This is a genomic window from Bradyrhizobium sp. Tv2a-2 (genome assembly GCF_000472425.1).
Taxonomy (GTDB): domain Bacteria; phylum Pseudomonadota; class Alphaproteobacteria; order Rhizobiales; family Xanthobacteraceae; genus Bradyrhizobium.
Window position 1 is genome coordinate 23294 of sequence record NZ_AXAI01000031.1, and the last position, 18129, is coordinate 41422.

Here is an 18129-nt window from a genome sequence, read left to right on the forward strand (position 1 = left end):
GCGGGGCTCAACCCGCCTTCTCCACCGGCCCGCCGCTATCGACCCAGTCTTTGAAGCCGCCGCCGTTATAGACATGGTCGTAACCCATGTCCTTGAGTAGCTTGCCGGCGAGCGCTGCCCGGCCGCCGGAGCCGCAATAGAGGACGATGGTCTTGTCCTTGGCGAAATGCTTGTCATGCGTGGGCGCGTCTGGGTCGGCCCGAAACTCCAGCATGCCGCGCGAGACATGGACGGCGCCCTTGATCTTGCCGCTCTGCGCGACTTCGGTGCCATCGCGCACGTCGACGACGAGCGTATTGCCCTTGGCCATCAGGTCTTGCACCTGTTGCGGAGTGATCTTCTGCACGACGGCGTTGGCCGCCTCCAACATCTGTTTGACACTCAGGGCCATCGGGCAACTCCTTCCATGCCGACCCGCTCGCGACAGCGAGACGGGGCTTCTCGCGAGAGATAGTAATGCGGCTTGCGCTATGCAAAGGCGTTGGCGAGGAACGCCGCCGGGAGGCCGCCTTCACGAACGCTGCACACAGGCGTGCGCAACGGAACCGTGGCGCGATCCCTTTGGCAATCGTGATGCGCTGCAGCGCAAATCGGCCGACGGCCGCCGCCGTCCGCTCGATATCAGCCTCGGCAACGCTCCAGCGCGGGAAGTGACCGTCGACGTGCATTCGCGCAAAGCCGTAGACCAGGGCACAGGCGGCGATCCTGGCGGCCGCGAGGTCGAGCGGACGAAGCTGGCCTTTGGCTCGCCGTTGAGTGCGGCGCGCACCTCGCGCGCGCCGGCCAGCACCGCCGCCTCGTCGGTAGTGTCGAACATCAACGGTGTGAAGTTTGCTCCAAACTCGGTCTTCAGCCGCTCCGCATCGGCCTGCTTGCGGACGCTGCCGAACACGCGAAAGCCCTTGTCGAGCAAGAGCCTGGCGCTGGCCCATCCGATCCCGGTGGATGCGCCGGTGACGACGACTGCACGCATGTCTTGCTTCCCCCTCATGCTGTGCAAAGCTGATGTAGTACTGCAAGGGGCGGACACAATGCGTCAGCCCTGGCTTGTGCGCCCGGCGGGAGGCGAGATGCGGCGAGCGAAGGCGTCCATCATCGTGCTGACCCTGGTCGGCTTCGTGGTCGGCCTGCTCTATCGTGTCGTTTTCAACACCGGCGACGAGCCGAGCGTCGCGAACTTCACCCGAAGCGGTTTTCACGGCGCAGGCCTCGCCTTCAGCGCCTGGGCGACGCACCTCTATTTCACCTCCCGCTCCAGCGCCTGGCTGACACGGTGGCCGCTCGCTTTAGAGCTGGCCGTCCGTACGATTGCCATGGCGTTCGTTGTGACAGCGGTCGCTTCCACCCTGCAGGTCGCGCTCTATGACATGCCGATCCCTCACGGCTGGTTCAGGCACGACTTCCCCAGGATCATGGCCGTCTCCTTCGCCATGTCCCTCGTCATCAATGGAGCCTACGAGTTGACCCGGCTGATTGGCACCAGGGTGCTGTTCAACTTCCTGATCGGCCGCTACCGCCGGCCGATCCGCGAACAGCGCGTGCTGCTGTTCCTGGACCTTGCCGGCTCCACCTCGCTTGCGGAAGCGATGGGCGAGGTGCGGGTGCAGGACCTGCTCACCCGCTTCTTCTATGACATCGACGCGGCCATCACCGACCATGGCGGCGAGGTGCATGCCTATGTCGGGGACGAGGTCATCGTGACCTGGCGGGTCAAGGGGGATCAGCAGCAGAGCCGCTATCTCGACTGCTTCTTTGCCATCCAGGACCGCATCGCGGCCAGTGCCGACCAATACCGGGCGGAGTTCGCGCTTGTGCCCGACTTTCGCGCCGGCATGCATGCCGGGCCCGTGGTGATCAGCGAATGCGGCAACTCCCACCGCCAGGTCGCCTATTTCGGCGACACCATGAACGTCGCCGCGCGGCTACAGGGGCTTTGCAAGGAAATGGATCGCGGCTTGCTGGTCTCGGGCGAACTGCTGCGGCTTTCGAAGCCTGCGGCCGATCTTGTCATCGAGACCCTTGGCCCCACGCAACTGCGCGGCCGCGCCGCCCCGATCGACGTGTTCGCAGTGGATCGGAGACGGGCCAAGAGTGCGTCTGAACGCTCATCGCTTGGTGGTTCACCCGCTTCAAGCGACACGCACGAGGCATCAGGAGGAAGATAAGAAAGTCGAGTCTTTACACTTGATGCGAAAAGACTTTTGGCCAGCGAGATTCTGTCTGGATGGGCGCAGACCAAGAATGTGATTTAATTCTCACTTCTTGGTTGGTGCAGGTTCGCAAGAACCAGCCGAAGCGGCCTGCAGCGGCCGACGCCTGCTGCGATGTGGGGCGAACATGCAGCGCAAGACTTAACATTTCGTGTGCGGCAGTGCGGGAGCACCAGGAACGTCATTCCGGGCTGCGCCGAAGCCGCAGACCCGGAATCTGGAATTGTGGCGCGAGATTCCGGGTTCGCGATGCCGCGCGCCCCGGAATGACGAACAGCCGCGCCCTTAGTTCTTGCTCTTGTCCACCAGCGCGCGCTCTTCTTGATCGTCGAGGTCGCGCTTGCGCGATCTCGCAAACAAGAACGTGGATCAAGCCTTAGTTCTTGCTCTTGTCCACCAAAGCGCCCTTCTTGATCCACGGCATCATGTCACGGAGCTTGGCGCCGACTTCCTCGATCGGGTGGGTGGCGAGCTTGGCGCGGGTGGCCTTGAACGAAGTCTGGTTGACCTTGTTCTCCAGCATCCAGTCGCGGGCGAACTTGCCGGACTGGATGTCGTTGAGCACCAGCTTCATCTCCTTCTTGGTCTCCTCCGTCACGATGCGCGGGCCGGTGACATATTCGCCGTACTCGGCGGTGTTGGAGATCGAGTAGTTCATGTTGGCGATGCCGCCTTCATAGATCAGGTCGACGATCAGCTTCACCTCGTGCAGGCACTCGAAATAAGCCATCTCAGGAGCGTAGCCGGCCTCAACCAGGGTCTCGTAGCCGCCCTTGATCAGCTCGACCAGGCCGCCGCACAGCACCACCTGCTCGCCGAACAGGTCGGTCTCGCACTCCTCCTTGAAGGTGGTTTCGATGATGCCGGCGCGGCCACCGCCGATCGCCGAGGCATAGCTAAGGCCGAGGTCGTGGGCGTTGCCGGAGACGTCGCGGGCGATCGCGATCAGGCAGGGCACGCCGCCGCCGCGCTGATATTCGGAGCGCACGGTGTGGCCGGGACCCTTCGGCGCGATCATCAGCACGTCGAGATCGGCGCGCGGATCGAGCAGGTTGAAGTGGACGTTGAGGCCGTGCGCGAACACCAGTGCCGCGCCCTTCTTCATGTTGTCGTGCAGGTGCTCGCGGTAGATGTCGCCCTGCAGCTCGTCAGGCGTCAGCATCATCACGAGATCGGCCCATTTGGCGGCTTCGGCGACTTCCAGCACCTTGAAGCCGGCCGCTTCCGCCTTCTTCGCGGACGCCGAGCCCTTGCGCAGCGCAATCGCCACCTCCTTGACGCCGGAGTCCTTCAGGTTCAGCGCGTGGGCGTGGCCCTGGCTGCCATAGCCGACGATGGCGACCTTCTTGCCCTTGATCAGGTTCAGGTCGGCATCACGATCGTAATAAACACGCATGGGTGGTTCCTCTTCGAGTGGCGCTATCGGCCGGTAAAAGTGAGGGATTTTCGGGGTTTGGCTGCAATTTCGGGGCGTTGTCTAGAGCATTTGGCAGTCCTTAGAAACCTTCTTCTCGCATGGCGGAACGCCCGCTCATGCGTCCGTGAACACGGGGTAGAGTGAAGCGAGCAGCAGAAGCGCCATCACAGATGGCAAACAGGACAAAGGCGAGCAGGAGCGATTGCGACATAGGTTTCCCCTCACGCAAGCTTGGCGACCGGGCGCAGCCGCCTCGAGAGCAGCATCACCGCGATGCCGCCAACGACGGTCAGCATACCGGCCAGCCGCAGCGGCCCGAACTTCTCCGAGAACACGATGCTGGAGGCGGCCGAGCCGACGAACGGCACCAGCAGGGCAAAAGGCACGACCTGGGCGGCCGGATGGTCGCGGAGCAGCCGGCCCCACAGCCAATAGGCGATCGAGGTGGAGATGCCGCCGAGCGCCAGCATGCAGAGCAGCGTCGTCAGCGACATGTGGATGAGAGCGTGGAAGGTCGGCGCGACACCATCGGTGACAAGCGCCAGCGCGAACAGCGGGACCGCGGACGTCAGGCACAGCCACGCGAACAGGTCGAACATCGGCACGCCCTGCGCCCGCCGCAGCAGCAGATTGCCGATCGCAAAGCTGACCGGCGAGATCATCAGCACCGCGAACGCATTGACGCTGAAATCATAACCCACGGTGCCGCAGATCATCAGAAGCCCGATCGTGGCGATCGCAATGCCGACCGCCTGCATCGGCGTCGGCCACTCGCGGAAGGCGATCACGGCAAAGCCGATGGTGAACAGCGCCTGGCTCTGCACGATCACCGACGACAGCCCGACCGGCACGCCATGGGCGATGCCATAGGCCTGCGACAGGAACTGGCCGAGGAACAGGGTGAAGCTGATCGCGGCGAGCAACGGCCATGATACGTTCGGCTTGCGCACGAACAGGCAGGGCACGGCCGCGATCGCAAAGCGCAGCGCCGTCATCAGCGCCGGCTGCAATTCGTCAAGCGCCATCCGGCTTGCTACAAACGCAAGTCCCCAAATGACCGCCACCAGGACGGCAATGCAGACATCGGCCGGCTTCATTGCTTCTTTTTCTTGTTGTCAGCCTTTTTTCTGAGCATGATCCTGTTCGGAAAACCGCTGGGCACTTTTCCGGATCATGCTTGCTCGCCTGGCTTGGGTTTCTTCAAGAGATAAGTGCCGTGCAGCGGCGCGTGATAATCGGCGGAAACCAGCGTGAAGCCGACCTCGGTCAGCATGCGCTCCATCACCCAGCCGAAGGTGGAATATTCGTCGCGCATATGGGTGACCACGCTGTCGCGCTCGAAATCGTGGTTCTTGATGTTGCAATCCGCCCAGCCGATGACGTCGCGCTCCGAGCCGTCGGGCATGCTGACAAAGACGATGTCGCGCAGGTAGAAACTGGCGCCGGGCTTGAGTGCTGCGAAAATGCGTGCCATCGCCACCGCCTTCCAGAAATCCGGCAGATGGTGCAGCGTGAACTCGCTGACGATCAGATCGTAGGAATGGGGCTGGTAGGCGAAGCTGAGCAGGCCAGCGGATTGGGTGCGGATCGGCGCTCTGCGATCGCGCGCGTAGACTTCGGCGAGCGCCAGCATGGCAGGCGAAATGTCTATTGCATCGACCTCGGCCCCCATCAGCGCTGCCTCAGTCGCCATCACGCCGTTGCCGCAGCCGATATCGGCGACCCGCCAGCCGGGCTTGACGCCGAGCATGGTGAGCGCGCCCCGTGCGCGCAAGTCGCTGTCGTCCTTCTGGTCATAGATCGAGGCGACAACGGTATCGAGCCCGATCCGGCTTCGTTGACTATAAAACCAGTCGCGCGCCAGCATGGTGTCACATCCCTTCAGGCCCGCGGCCGATCGCGGCGACGCCGGTGCGGGACACCTCGACCAGGCCAAGCGGACGCATCAGGTCGATAAACTGGTTGATCTTTGACGTGTTGCCTGTGATCTCGAACACAAAGCTCTCGGTGGTGGCATCGATCACGCGGGCGCGGAAGGCATCCGCCAGCCGCAACGCCTCGACCCGGTGTTCGCCGACCCCGTGCACCTTCACCATCGCGAGCTCGCGCTCGATGGCGCGGCCCGACTGCGTCATGTCGACCACGCGATAGACGGGCACCATGCGATCGAGCTGGTGCTTGATCTGCTCGATCACCATCGGCGTGCCCGTGGTGACGATGGTAATGCGGGACAGATGTTTCTGGCTCTCGGTCTCGGAGACGGTGAGGCTTTCGATGTTGTAGCCGCGCCCGGAGAACAGCCCGATCACGCGGGCGAGCACGCCCGGCTCGTTCTGCACAAGCACCGCCAGTGTGTGGGTCTCGCTGGGATCGTGACGTTCTTCGATGAAATAGGCTGATGCCGGCTGGTTCATTGGTGTCCCCTGGTCATCTCTCTCACGCGAGCGCTCTCGCGCCGGTGACGGCGCCATCCGCCATCACCCATTTGCGAAACAGATCGAAATCGATATTGCCGCCGCTCAGGATCAGGCCGACGTGCCGGCCGGCAAGCTTGCGCTTCTCCTGCAGCGCCGCCGCCAGCGCTGCGGCGCCGGCGCCTTCGGCGACATTGTGCGTGTCGGTCCAGTAGGCGCGGATCGCGAAGGCGATCTCGTCATCGGTCACCTGCACGATGCGGGAGGCGCCCTTGCGGATGATCGCCAGCGCCTCTTCATCCGGAATCCGCGTCGCCATGCCGTCGGCCAGCGTGTTCGAGGTTTCCGTGGTCACGACCGTGCCGGCCGCGAACGACAGCGCATAGGACGGCGCGAGCGTTGACTGCACCCCGACGATCTCCGTCTTCAGGCCCAGGAGGTCGCGCGCCAGAATGCAGCCGCAAATGCCGGACCCCTGCCCGATCGGCACATAGAGCACGTCAAGATCGGCCGCTGCGCGGAAAAATTCCAGCGCGTAAGTGGCAACGCCGAGCACGAGATCAGCGTGAAACGACGGCACCATGTGCAGGCCTTCACGCTCGGCCCTGCGACCGGCCTCCTCGCGCGCGGCCTGAAAATCGTCGCCATGCTCGACCAGCGTTGCACCAAAAGCCTGCATGGCGCGGTTCTTCTCGACCGAATTGCCATGCGGCACATAGATCATCACCGGCAGGCCATGACGTCGGCCGGCGAAGGCCAGGCTCTGGCCGTGATTGCCGCGCGTAGCCGAGATCAGGCCCGCAACTTTGGGCTGCTCGTGCTTGAGGCGATCGACGTAGGTGAGCCCGCCGCGCACCTTGAAGGCGCCGGTCGGCGTGTGGTTCTCGTGCTTGACCACAACAGATGCGCCGAGCCGCGCGCCAAGCAGCGCCCACGCATAGGCCGGCGTCGGCGGCACCGCCTGGCGGACCACCTCATGCGCGCGCTCCAGTTCTGCGAGGTCAAACATCGTTGCACCTTGCTCCGGCGGGAATGCTCGCTCTCCCCGCAAGCGGGGCGAGGTGAAGAGGGAGATAGCGAGCCCGGCGCCTCATCATCACACCAGCGCCTTGCCGCCGGCGAAGGCCGCGGCGGTGGCTTCATCGGTCGCCTGCTCCGGCAACAGCATCTCGTTATGCGCCTTGCCGGATGGAATCATCGGGAAGCAGTTCTCCAGCGCCGCGACGCGGCAGTCGAACAGCACCGGGCGCTTCACCGAGATCATCTCCTTGATGGCGCCGTCGAGATCGGCCGGCTTGATCGCCTGCAACCCGACGCAGCCGTAAGCCTCCGCGAGCTTGACGAAATCCGGAAGCGCCTCGGTGTAGGAATGCGAGAGACGGTTGCCGTGCAGAAGCTGCTGCCATTGCCGCACCATGCCCATGTACTGGTTGTTCAGGATGAAGATCTTGATCGGCAGCTCGTATTGCACCGCCGTCGACATCTCCTGGATGGTCATCTGCACCGAGGCGTCGCCGGCGATATCGATCACGAGGCTGTTCGGATGGGCAACCTGCACGCCGACCGCGCATGGCAGCCCATAGCCCATGGTGCCGAGGCCGCCGGATGTCATCCAGCGGTTCGGCTCCTCGAAACCGAAGAACTGCGCCGCCCACATCTGATGCTGGCCGACTTCCGTCGTGATGTAGGTATCCTTGCCGCGCGTCAGCTCGAACAGCCGCTGAACCGCATATTGCGGCATGATGATGTCGTTGTTCTTCCGGTAGTAGAGCGAGTTGCGGCCGCGCCATTTGGCGATCTGCTGCCACCATTCCTTGACGTCCGGCTTCTTCGCCTCCGCCTTGAACACCTGCAGCAGGTCGCCGAGGATGTTGCCGCAGTCACCGATGATCGGGACGTCGACGCGGATGTTCTTGTTGATCGAGGACGGATCGATGTCGATGTGGATCTTCTTCGAGCCCGGAGAGAAGGCATCCGTCCGGCCGGTGATGCGGTCGTCGAAACGCGCGCCGACGCACAGCATGACGTCGCAATCGTGCATGGTCATGTTGGCTTCGTAGGTACCGTGCATGCCGAGCATGCCGAGCCAGTTCTTGCCGGTGGCGGGATAAGCGCCCAGCCCCATCAGGGTCGAGGTGATCGGAAAGCCCGTGATCTCGACCAGCTCGCGCAGCAGTTTCGACGCTTCGCGGCCGGAGTTGATAACGCCGCCGCCGGAATAGATCACCGGACGCTTGGCCGAGGCCAGCAGCGCCACGGCCTTGCGGATCTGGTTCGCATCGCCCTTCACCCGCGGCGCGTAGGAGATGTGCACGTCGGACTTGCGCGGCGGATGATAGGTGCCGACGGCAAACTGCACGTCCTTCGGGACGTCGACCACGACCGGCCCCGGGCGCCCGGTGGTCGCGACATAGAAGGCCTCGTGCAGCACCTTGGCGAGGTCGTTGACGTCGCGAACCAGCCAGTTGTGCTTGGTGCAGGGGCGCGTGATGCCGACGGTGTCGCATTCCTGGAAGGCGTCGTTGCCGATCAGATGCGTCGGCACCTGGCCGGTGATGCAGACCAGCGGGATCGAGTCCATCAGCGCGTCCGTCAGCGGCGTCACCATGTTGGTGGCGCCGGGACCGGAGGTCACCAGCGCCACGCCCGGCTTGCCGGTCGAGCGCGCATAGCCTTCGGCAGCATGGCCCGCGCCCTGCTCGTGCCGGACCAGGATGTGCTCGACTGAGTCCTGCTGGAAAATCTCGTCATAGATCGGAAGCACAGCCCCGCCGGGATAGCCGAAAATATGCTTCACCCCATGATCGATCAGCGCCCGCACGATCATCGCAGCGCCTGTCATCTGGTCGGGCTTGTGGCTTGTCTCGCTCATGGCTGGCTCCGTCTCACCGCGTCCCGCGGCCTCTTTTCGTCGTGTCTGGCTTTTTTAGGAAATAAAAAAGGGCCCAAGAGGCCCCATGCACACCGCCCGAATTTGGATGGCCGTCAGCCATCCCCGGCGGTGCGCCTGGGTACGACCACGATAATAAGGAGTTTTGTAATAAAATTACCCATTATGCCGGTCCGGCTTCCCAAAGGTTGCGCGCAACATACTGAACAAAGCCCCGATGTCAAGGGATAGCAGGGCGGTTTGGAGGCGCACTGGAAGTGTAGCCATGTTCCGGCCGTTCGGCGAGGGCGAATTTGCGGCAGCAGCACTGACGATGGCTCATGAGGGGGCTCTGGGCGCGCGCCTCATTCCGTTTACACGGTCATTCCGGGGCGGTGCAAAGCACCGAACCCGGAATGACGATGCGGCTAGGAGCGGAGCTCTTGCTCCAGCCACCCCCTCGCCTCCTCCGGCTTCACCCATGCGAACTCCGGCAGCTGGTGCCTGAACCAGGTGAATTGTCGCTTGGCGTAGTGACGCGTGTCGGCGCGGCCAATCTCGGCGGCATCGTCCAGCGTGATTTCGCCTTTGAGATGTTTCATCAGCGGCGGCACGCCATGGGCCTTCATCGCAGGCAGCAGCGGATCAAGCTGCCGGGCGGCGAGTTGCGCGATCTCGTCCAGCGCGCCGGCTTTCAGCATCGCCTGAAATCGTGCATCGATCCGCGCATACAGCGCCTCGCGCTCGGGCGCGAGAAACAGCGCGTGAAATTGGCCCGGCGGCAACAGCGGCGGCTGGCCCTCGCTGTGCCAGTCGGTGAGTACGCGGCCCGTCGCCTCGACCACTTCGAGCGCCCGCGCAATGCGCGTGCGGTCGCGCGGCTTGAGACGCGCCGCGGACATGGGATCGCGCTGCGCGAGCTCGGCATGCAACGCCTCGACGCCGTTCCGCTCCAGCCTGCCGCGCACCGCCTCACGCACCTCCGCGGGGATTTGCGGCACCGCTGACAAGCCTCGCGCGATCGCCTTGAAATAGAGTCCGGTGCCCCCGACGAAGATCGGCACGCGGCTCTGCGCGCGCGCCTCGGCAAGCGCGGCGGTTGCCTCGCTCACAAAGCTTCCGGCGGAATAATTCACGGCGGCATCGACATGGCCGTAGAGGCGGTGCGGGACGCGTGCTTCCTCGTCCAGCGAAGGGCGTGCGGTCAGGACCCGCAGGTCGGCATAGACCTGCATGGAATCGGTGTTGATCACAGTCCCGCCGATCTTTTCGGCAAGATGGACCGCCAGCGCCGACTTGCCGCTGGCGGTCGGCCCTGCGATAAGCACGGGCTTGTCATCCCAAAACGAAGTCACCCGATGTCTCTCGTCGCCACCCTGATCTGCAACCCTGCCAACCCCGCGCTCGATTCCACCGTGGTCGACGGCGCGCTTGCCGTGCTGCCTTCGCCGGGCAAGCCGCAATGGCTGTTCGACGAGGTCGCGATCGACATTCCCTTCGAGAAGCCGCTCGAAGACCACAACCAGGTGCACGCCATCGAGGCGCGCCTGCGGGAGGCGCGCGGGGATCTCCCGATCGACATTGTCGTGCAGCCTATCATCGCCCGGCGCAAGAGGCTTTTCCTGGCGGACATGGATTCCACCATGATCGGCCAGGAATGCATCGACGAGCTGGCCGATTTTGCCGGACTGAAGGCGCACGTCGCTGCCATCACTGAGCGCGCCATGCGCGGCGAGGTCGAGTTCGCGTCGGCGCTGCGCGAGCGCGTCGCGCTCCTGAAAGGTCTCCCCGTGAGCGTCGTCGACGAGGTCCTGGCAAAGCGCATCACCTTGACGCCGGGCGGGCGCGAGGTCGTCATGACCATGCGCGCGCATGGCGCCTATACCTGCCTGATCTCCGGCGGCTTCACGTTGTTCACCAATGCGATCGCTGCGAAGATCGGCTTCCAGGAGAACCGGGCCAACGAGCTCGTCGTGCACGACGGCAAGTTCACCGGCGAAGTCAGAGAGCCGATCCTGGGCCGCGAAACCAAGCTTGCGACGCTCATCGAGCTGACCGAGTCCTTCGAGCTCGACGAGATCGATACGCTCGTCGTCGGTGACGGCGCCAACGATCTCGGCATGATCCAGCAGGCGGGGCTCGGCGTCGCCTATCACGCCAAGCCTGCGGTCTCGGCGGCTGCCGCCGCGCGGATCGATTACGGCGACCTCACAGCACTGCTCTACGCGCAGGGGTATCGGCGCGAGGAATTTGTTTCGTAGCGCGCAACAAATGTTTCACGCTCGTTTCGAGGAAGCATTGTTCGTGTATCGACCGACAAACGAAATAATCTGCTTCTTGTGCAAGCAGACCAATCGCGCCACATGGTCGACAATGACTCGTCAAACAGTCATGCTATGGCATCGAACCTAGTCAGGTGAGGAAGAGTCCAAGGGGCCGAAAAGCGGCCGCGAGTGATGCGGTCGCAGCATCGCCACCCAAAGGATCTCTCCATGTCACGTCCCTCCGTTAAGCATCTTCTCATCACCACCGTTGCCGCCTTCGCCCTTCTGGAAGGCGCAGCTGCTGGAGCAGCAGAGCTTCCCGCATTCGAAGTGTCGTCCTTCCCGGCCACACCGGTCCAGGTTTCCGTATTGGGCTCGGCGGGTGTCCGGGAGCAGGCGGCAACGCCGACACTCACGCGCGACGACATGCCTGCTTCGCCGCATCAGCTTGCCGTACTGACCCCGCGCCATGGCACCGTCAGGGCCTCGAACGAGACCACGATCGGCGCGGCGCATAAATAACGATCTGCAGGCGATTCCTCACTAAAGCATGATCCGGAAAAATGTGTAGCGGTTTTCCGAAAAGATCATGCGCGATCAAAAACCTAAAGCGCGATGACGATCCAACCAAATCTCATCGCGCTTTAGGGAGCGCACCAAATGAAACGGCCCGGGCTTGACCCGGGCCGCATCATTACAGGGCGCCTTGGTGAGGATGGATCGCCGGGTCGAGCCCGGCGATGATGATCTCACTTCGTCACTGCATGTTCAGCGCAACGAACCGCAACTCGCCGTCGCCGTTCGCGACCAGCAGCAGCACCGACTTCTTGCCGTCCTTCTTCAGCTGATCGATGCGCTTCTTGATGTCGGCGGCGCTCGAGACCGCTTCCTGCGCCACCTCGACGATGACATCGCCGGCGGACAGGCGCTTGTCGGCCGCATCGGACGCTCCGTCGACGCCGGTAATCAGCACGCCCTTGACGCCGTCCTTGATCTTGTACTTGCCGCGCAGGTCCTTGGAGAGCGTGGCAAGATCGAGCCCGAGCGCCTTCTGCGTCACCGGCTTGTCGGGCGTCGCATCATCCTTCGGCCTCAGCGCCGCCTGCACCTTGTCGGTGTCCTCGAGCTTGCCGAGCGTGACGTGATGGGTTTCCTCCGCGCCCTTGCGGATGATGACGACGTCGACCTCCTTGCCGACCGCGGTGTCCGCAACCACGCGCGACAGGTCCTTCGGCTCCTTGATGTCGTGCCCGTCGAACTTGATCACGACGTCGCCGGGCTCGATGCCGGCAGGCTTCGCCGGCCCCTTGTCATCGACGCCAGCGATGAGCGCGCCCCGCGCCGGCTTGATGTTGAGGCTTTCGGCGATCTCGTCGGTGACGCCCTGAATCCGGACGCCGAGCCAGCCGCGGCGCAGTTCGCCGAACTGGCGCAGCTGATCCACCACACCCGCAACCGTCTTGGACGGCACGGCAAAGCCGATACCGATCGACCCGCCGGAGGGCGAGATGATCAGCGTGTTGACGCCGATGACTTCGCCGTCGAGGTTGAACAGCGGGCCGCCCGAATTGCCGCGGTTGATGGCGGCGTCGGTCTGGATGTAGCTGTCATAGGGACCCGAGGAGATGTCGCGGTTCTTGGCCGAGACGATGCCCGCGGTCACGGTTCCGCCGAGGCTGAACGGGTTGCCGATCGCGATCACCCAATCACCCAACCTCAGCTTGTCGGAATCGCCGAACTTAACGGTGGTCAGCGGCCGGGGCGGCTTGAACTTCAAGACCGCGAGGTCGGTCTTCTTGTCGATGCCGACAATGTCCGCCTTGATCTTGGTGCCATCGTTCATGATCACATTGATCTCGTCGGCATCGGCAATGACGTGGTTGTTGGTGACGACGATGCCGGATTCATCGACGATGAAGCCGGAGCCGAGCGAGCTGGTCTTGTGCGGCTGCAGGTCGCCGCCGCCCTTGCCGCCCTTGCGGTTCTTGAAGAAGTCGTCGAAGAACTCCTCGAACGGCGAGCCGGGCGGCAGTTGCGGCACGGCGCCGCGGCCGTCGTTCTTGGCTTCGATGGTCTGCGAGGTCGAGATGTTGACCACCGCATCGATCACCTTCTCGGCGACGTCGGCGATACCCTCGGGTCCCCGCGCGAAGGCCGGCTGTGAGGTCAGCACGGCCGCAGCGCCCAGGCAGACTGCAGCCACGAGCGGGCGCAGGCGATGGCTCAAGGCGGATATCGCAGCGGTCATATAGATTTTCTCCAGGATCAAAACGACCAAATTCATTTGGTCCACACTGCGCCCGAACCGGGTCGCGGCGCAAGCAGTTCAGTGTCTTGCGGATTTAGCCGCTGAATAAGGGCTAGGTAATACGGCAAAATGCCGACGCCAGCCCCTCACGATCGCGTTCTTTTTCCGATCCGCTCCAAGCCCGTCGGTCCGGGATGGCGCGCAAGCCCCAGACCCGAAAACTTAAGATTCCGGGTCCGGCACCCCAGCGCATCGCGCCGGAAGTGACTTGCAAGCTAGATCGGCCGCCGCACGGCCCAGATCACGATCAAGCCGATCACCGCCGATCCGATGCCGACCGCGCGCAGCAGGTTATCGGGGGTTGCGATGGCGCTTTTCATGGCCTTGCGCATCCAGGTCGGGCTGGCTGCGAACATCAGCCCTTCAATCACGAACAGGACGCCTACACCGATGAGGAAGTCGGCGAACGCAATGGACCTCATCGGACTGGAACCTCCCGTTTCATCTTACTTTCTTAAAGTAGCGGCGGCCCAAGCCAAGGCTTTGTGCCGCCGCTATCAACAACTGGTCGCCGCCATTTACGGCCTTGGCGATGCGGGCGCCGCCTGGGGTGCCGACGCCTCCCCGGTGGTACCCTGTGGCGTCGTGCTTGCCGCTTTGCCCGACGGGCCGCCGAAGAAGCGGAAGAAGTCGGAATCCGGTGTCAGCAGGAAGCGGGTGTCGGTGCCCTTCAGCCCGATCTCATAGGCCGTCATGGAGCGGTAGAAGGCGAAGAAGTCAGGATCCTTGCCGTAGGCTTCCGCAAACAGCCGGTTGCGCTCGGCATCGCCCTCGCCGCGGGTCTTCTCGGCCTGGGACCTCGCCTCCGCCCGGATGATCTGCGCCTCGCGGTCGGCATTGGCGCGGATCTCCTGCGCTTTCTGCGCGCCTTGTGCACGGAACTCGGCCGCCTCGCGGGCGCGCTCGGTCTTCATGCGCTCATAGACAGCCTGGCTGTTCTGCTCCGGCAGGTCGGCGCGGCGGATGCGCACGTCCACGACCTGGATGCCGTAGCCGTCGGCCTCGCGGTCGAGCTGGTCACGGATCCGGCCCATCAGGGCCTCGCGCTCGTCGCGCACCACCTGGATGAAGGTGACCTCGCCGAGCACGCGCCGCAGGGCGGCGTTCAGAAGCGTGGTGAGCTGGATGTTGGCGGCCTGGATCGAGCCGACACTCTGATAGAATTTCAGCGCGTCCTTGATGCGGTAGCGGGCGAAGGCGTCGACCACCAGCCTCTTCTGGTCGGAGGCGATGACCTCCTGCGAGGGATTCTCAAGATCGAGGATGCGCCTGTCGATCGGGATCACGGTGTCGGTGAACGGCACCTTGAAATGCAGCCCCGGCTCGGTGGCGATATCGACCGGGCGGCCGAACCGTACCACCAGCGCCTGCTCGGTCTGCTGCACGGTGAAGAGCGACGAATAGCCGACGATGATGGCGATCAGAACCAGCAGCAGCACGATGATGCCTGTGACCGGGGACTTCATCGAGTTGCTCCACTCTGTTGCGGCAGCGAGCCGGTGGTCGCCGGCGGTTGCGGGCGGCGCGGCGCGAGCTCGCCGAGCGGCAGATAGGGCACGACGCCCTGCGTGCCGGCACCCTTGCCGTCAAGGACGAACTTCTCCGAGTTGCCGAAAATGCGTTCCATGGTCTCGAGATAGATGCGCTCGCGCGTCACCTCCTTGGCCTTGACGTATTCGTCGTAGACTTTCAGGAAGCGCGCACTCTGACCCTTGGCCTCCGCGATCGCCTGCTGCTTGTCGCCTTCGGCGGCCTGGGTGATCTGCGCGGCGCTGCCCCTGGCGTCGGGCACGACGCGGTTGGCATAGGTCTGCGCTTCGTTCTGCAATCGCTCGAGGTCGGCACGTGCGGCCTGAACGTCGCGGAAGGAGTCGATCACCTGCGCCGGCGGATCGACCTTCTGCATCTGCACCTGCGTGATCTGGATACCCGAGCCGTAACTGTCGAGCGTTCGTTGCATCAATTGCTGCACCGCCTGCTCGATCGTGTTGCGCGCGCCGGTGAGGATCGGCTGGATGTTGGAACGGCCGATCACCTCGCGCATCGCGCTTTCGGCGACCGCCTTCACGGTGCCGTCGGAATTCTGGATGTTGAAGAGATAGTCCGCGGCGCCCTTCGGCTTGATGCGCCAGAGCACCGTAAAATCGACATCGACGATGTTCTCGTCGCCGGTCAGCATCAGGCTTTCCTCGGGCACGTCACGTATGGCGCGGCCGCGCCGGGAGGGATCTTCGATCAGCGTCATGCCGATGGAGGTCGTGTTGACGCGCAGCGCCTTCGGCAGCAGCACGGTCTCGATCGGATAAGGCAGATGATAATTCAAGCCCGGCTGCGCATCGCGGACGTATTTGCCGAAGCGCAGGACAATGCCGAGCTCTTCTGACTGCACGCGGAAGATGCCGGAAAGCAGCCAGACGGCGACGATGCCGAGGATAATCAGGCCGATGCCGATGCCGCTGAAGAAACCGCCCGGCAGAAGCTGCTGCAGTCGGTCCTGGCCGCGGCGCAACAGGTCTTCCAGATCGGGCGGGCGGGGTCCGACGGGTTGCGGGCCCGAGCCCCACGGTCCCTTGGGACCCGAGCCCCAGGGGCCACCGCTCTGATTCTTCCACGGCATTGGTTGCTCTCCTCCGCGGGACCGGAAACACGGTCCGATCTCGCCATACCGGCAGGCTTATAAGGGACGCCCCTCTCCCTTACAACGTAGGCCGCTTTGGGGCCCCCGTGGCTGCCTGTCGCAAGCAGCTATGCCTAAGGGGCTATTTGTCAATGCAAACATTGGCGAATGCGGTTAACACGCCGTCCTGCGCCGATAGGTCACAAAAGAGAACGCGGCGCTGTCGTCCGGCCCTGCCGGGTGGCGTTCGCGGCCGACCTCCTGCCACAGGGCCGCGTCGATCGGCGGAAAGCTTGTATCGCCCGCGGGGCTGACGTGCACCTCCGTGATCTCGAGGCGGTCGGCACCGGCCAGGAACTGGGCATAGATTTCCGCACCGCCGATGATCGCGATCTCGCGCGCGCCTCGCCGCAACGCATCGCCCTGCGCGACCAGGCGCGCGTCCTCGAACGAGGTCGTCACCACCGCACCGCTGGCACGATAGGTCGCATCACGCGTCAGCACGATGTTGGTGCGCCGAGGCAGCGGCCGCCGCGGAAACGACTCGAACGTCTTGCGCCCCATCACAATCGGCCGGCCGATCGTCATCGCCTTCAATCGCTGCAAGTCGCTTTTCAAGCGCCACGGGATCGTGTTGTCGGCGCCGATCACGCCGTTGTCTGCGACCGCAGCGATGAGCACGATCTCCATGATCTCAGGCTTTCGCTGCAAGCGCATCAAGCGCGGGTCCGGTGACGCGGCACAGCGTCCATTCCTCCATCAGGACGGCGCCGAGCGATTTGTAGAAGGCAATCGAAGGCTCGTTCCAGTCGAGCACCGCCCATTGCAGGCGGGCCCAGCCGTTCCCGACACATGTCCTCGCGAGATGCGCGAGCAGCGCCTTGCCAATGCCGTTGCCGCGAAACTGCGGGCGCACGAACAGATCCTCGAGATAGATGCCGAAACGGCCGGCGAAGGTAGAGCAATTGAGAAACCACACAGCGAAGCCCGCCACCTCGCCGTTCCACTCCGCGATCTCGCAGAACAGCCGTGGATTTTCCGAGAACAGCGCGTCGGCGATCATCGCCTCCGTCGCCTCGACCTCGTGCGAGAGCTTCTCATATTCGGCGAGCTCGCGGATCAGCGAGAACACCAGCGACACCTGGTCGGGACGCGCACGATAGATCGTGAGAGACATCCGCCCGCTCACACCGCGACTTCGGCCTTGATATGCGGATGCGGATCGTAGCCTTCGAGCTTGAAGTCCTCGTAGCGGAAGCCGAAGACGTCCTTCACATCGGGATTGATCGTCATGGTCGGCAAGGTTCGCGTCGGCCGGGTCAATTGCAGGCGCGCCTGCTCCAGGTGATTGGAATAGAGATGCGCATCGCCCAGCGAGTGGACGAAGTCGCCGGGCTTGAGCCCCGTGACCTGCGCAACCATCATGGTGAGCAGCGCGTAGGACGCGATATTGAAGGGCACGCCCAGAAACACGTCGCCGGAGCGCTGATAGAGCTGGCAGGAGAGCTTGCCATTGGCGACATAGAACTGGAACAGGCAGTGGCATGGCGGCAGCGCCATTTTGTCGACTTCGGCCGGATTCCAGGCCGAGACAATCAGCCGCCGCGAGTCCGGGTTTTTCTTGATCATCTCGACGACATTGGCGATCTGGTCGATCTGGCGGCCGTCCGGCGCCGGCCAGGAGCGCCACTGCGAGCCATAGACCGGGCCGAGATCCCCGTTCTCGTCGGCCCATTCGTCCCAGATGGTGACGCCGTGCTCCTGCAGATATTTGATGTTGGTGTCGCCTTTGAGGAACCAGAGCAGCTCATGCACGATCGCCTTCAGCGGCAGGCGTTTCGTCGTGGACATCGGAAAGCCGGCCGACAGGTTGAAGCGCATCTGATGGCCGAAGATCGACAGCGTGCCGGTCCCGGTGCGGTCGTGCTTCTCCACGCCGTCAGACAGGATGCGCTCGAGCAGGTCGTGATACTGGTTCATGGCGTCGGCGTGCCTTTACGAAAGACGGCGAATTTATCGGCGGTAAGCCG

The 18129-nt window shown here is 63.7% G+C and carries 18 protein-coding genes and 1 pseudogene; 3 read left to right on the top strand and 16 right to left on the bottom strand.

Annotated features, from left to right (window positions below):
• Positions 1 to 7: 7 nt before the first annotated feature.
• Positions 8 to 391: a rhodanese-like domain-containing protein gene (locus A3AI_RS0136900; RefSeq protein ID WP_024520325.1), complete on the bottom strand. Its 384-nt coding sequence runs from the start codon at positions 389 to 391 to the stop codon at positions 8 to 10.
• 306 nt (positions 392 to 697) lie between these two features.
• A pseudogene (locus tag A3AI_RS49620) lies at positions 698 to 973 on the bottom strand (SDR family NAD(P)-dependent oxidoreductase); the annotation flags it as partial.
• A gap of 97 nt (positions 974 to 1070) precedes the next feature.
• Between A3AI_RS49620 and A3AI_RS46765 the strand changes: the two are divergent.
• The gene (locus tag A3AI_RS46765; protein ID WP_024520326.1) at positions 1071 to 2165 is read left to right on the top strand and encodes an adenylate/guanylate cyclase domain-containing protein; all 1095 of its coding nucleotides are present in this window, start codon (positions 1071 to 1073) and stop codon (positions 2163 to 2165) included.
• Between the two features lie 421 nt (positions 2166 to 2586).
• Here the strand turns inward: A3AI_RS46765 and ilvC are convergent, their stop codons facing one another.
• The 7 genes from ilvC to miaA form a co-directional block, all read right to left on the bottom strand.
• Positions 2587 to 3606 carry a ketol-acid reductoisomerase gene (ilvC, locus tag A3AI_RS0136910; RefSeq protein WP_024520327.1) on the bottom strand — a complete coding sequence of 340 codons (1020 nt, stop codon included), beginning with the start codon at positions 3604 to 3606 and terminating at the stop codon, positions 2587 to 2589.
• A 242-nt stretch (positions 3607 to 3848) separates the two neighbouring features.
• The gene (locus tag A3AI_RS0136915; RefSeq protein WP_024520328.1) at positions 3849 to 4724 is read right to left on the bottom strand and encodes an EamA family transporter; all 876 of its coding nucleotides are present in this window, start codon (positions 4722 to 4724) and stop codon (positions 3849 to 3851) included.
• 74 nt (positions 4725 to 4798) lie between these two features.
• Positions 4799 to 5494 (bottom strand): class I SAM-dependent methyltransferase, encoded by a 696-nt coding sequence (locus tag A3AI_RS0136920; protein ID WP_024520329.1) that lies wholly within the window; start codon positions 5492 to 5494, stop codon positions 4799 to 4801.
• A gap of 4 nt (positions 5495 to 5498) precedes the next feature.
• Positions 5499 to 6041 (bottom strand): acetolactate synthase small subunit, encoded by a 543-nt coding sequence (gene ilvN / locus A3AI_RS0136925; RefSeq protein WP_024520330.1) that lies wholly within the window; start codon positions 6039 to 6041, stop codon positions 5499 to 5501.
• Between the two features lie 22 nt (positions 6042 to 6063).
• A complete protein-coding gene (locus A3AI_RS0136930) occupies positions 6064 to 7050 on the bottom strand; it encodes a threonine dehydratase (protein ID WP_024520331.1) in 987 nt (328 codons plus the stop codon).
• An 87-nt stretch (positions 7051 to 7137) separates the two neighbouring features.
• Positions 7138 to 8913 carry an acetolactate synthase 3 large subunit gene (locus A3AI_RS0136935; protein WP_024520332.1) on the bottom strand — a complete coding sequence of 592 codons (1776 nt, stop codon included), beginning with the start codon at positions 8911 to 8913 and terminating at the stop codon, positions 7138 to 7140.
• 425 nt (positions 8914 to 9338) lie between these two features.
• Positions 9339 to 10265 (bottom strand): tRNA (adenosine(37)-N6)-dimethylallyltransferase MiaA, encoded by a 927-nt coding sequence (gene miaA, locus A3AI_RS0136940; protein WP_024520333.1) that lies wholly within the window; start codon positions 10263 to 10265, stop codon positions 9339 to 9341.
• A gap of 3 nt (positions 10266 to 10268) precedes the next feature.
• Between miaA and serB the strand changes: the two genes are divergently transcribed.
• Positions 10269 to 11171 carry a phosphoserine phosphatase SerB gene (gene serB, locus A3AI_RS0136945; protein ID WP_024520334.1) on the top strand — a complete coding sequence of 301 codons (903 nt, stop codon included), beginning with the start codon at positions 10269 to 10271 and terminating at the stop codon, positions 11169 to 11171.
• A 231-nt stretch (positions 11172 to 11402) separates the two neighbouring features.
• Complete coding sequence (locus A3AI_RS0136950; protein ID WP_024520335.1) at positions 11403 to 11696, top strand: hypothetical protein; 294 nt, start codon at positions 11403 to 11405, stop codon at positions 11694 to 11696.
• Between the two features lie 235 nt (positions 11697 to 11931).
• Here A3AI_RS0136950 and A3AI_RS0136955 read toward each other — a convergent pair whose 3' ends face one another.
• The 7 genes from A3AI_RS0136955 to A3AI_RS0136985 all read right to left on the bottom strand — a co-directional run bounded on the left by A3AI_RS0136955 (position 11932) and on the right by A3AI_RS0136985 (position 18079).
• Complete coding sequence (locus A3AI_RS0136955) at positions 11932 to 13422, bottom strand: Do family serine endopeptidase (RefSeq protein WP_024520336.1); 1491 nt, start codon at positions 13420 to 13422, stop codon at positions 11932 to 11934.
• A gap of 275 nt (positions 13423 to 13697) precedes the next feature.
• Positions 13698 to 13904 carry a DUF2065 domain-containing protein gene (locus tag A3AI_RS0136960; protein WP_024520337.1) on the bottom strand — a complete coding sequence of 69 codons (207 nt, stop codon included), beginning with the start codon at positions 13902 to 13904 and terminating at the stop codon, positions 13698 to 13700.
• A 96-nt stretch (positions 13905 to 14000) separates the two neighbouring features.
• A complete protein-coding gene (hflC, locus tag A3AI_RS0136965; protein ID WP_024520338.1) occupies positions 14001 to 14948 on the bottom strand; it encodes a protease modulator HflC in 948 nt (315 codons plus the stop codon).
• Positions 14945 to 16099 (bottom strand): FtsH protease activity modulator HflK, encoded by a 1155-nt coding sequence (hflK, locus tag A3AI_RS0136970; RefSeq protein WP_024520339.1) that lies wholly within the window; start codon positions 16097 to 16099, stop codon positions 14945 to 14947. The genes hflC and hflK overlap by 4 nt, the downstream gene beginning before the upstream one ends.
• Before the next feature lie 174 nt (positions 16100 to 16273).
• Positions 16274 to 16789, bottom strand: a complete 516-nt coding sequence (locus A3AI_RS0136975) for a dihydrofolate reductase (protein ID WP_024520340.1) — start codon at positions 16787 to 16789, stop codon at positions 16274 to 16276.
• Between the two features lie 4 nt (positions 16790 to 16793).
• Positions 16794 to 17276, bottom strand: coding sequence for a GNAT family N-acetyltransferase (locus A3AI_RS0136980; protein WP_024520341.1), 483 nt, complete (start codon positions 17274 to 17276; stop codon positions 16794 to 16796).
• Positions 17277 to 17284: 8 nt separating this feature from the next.
• On the bottom strand, positions 17285 to 18079 hold the full coding sequence (locus A3AI_RS0136985; RefSeq protein ID WP_024520342.1) for a thymidylate synthase: 795 nt from the start codon (positions 18077 to 18079) through the stop codon (positions 17285 to 17287).
• Positions 18080 to 18129 lie beyond the last annotated feature (50 nt).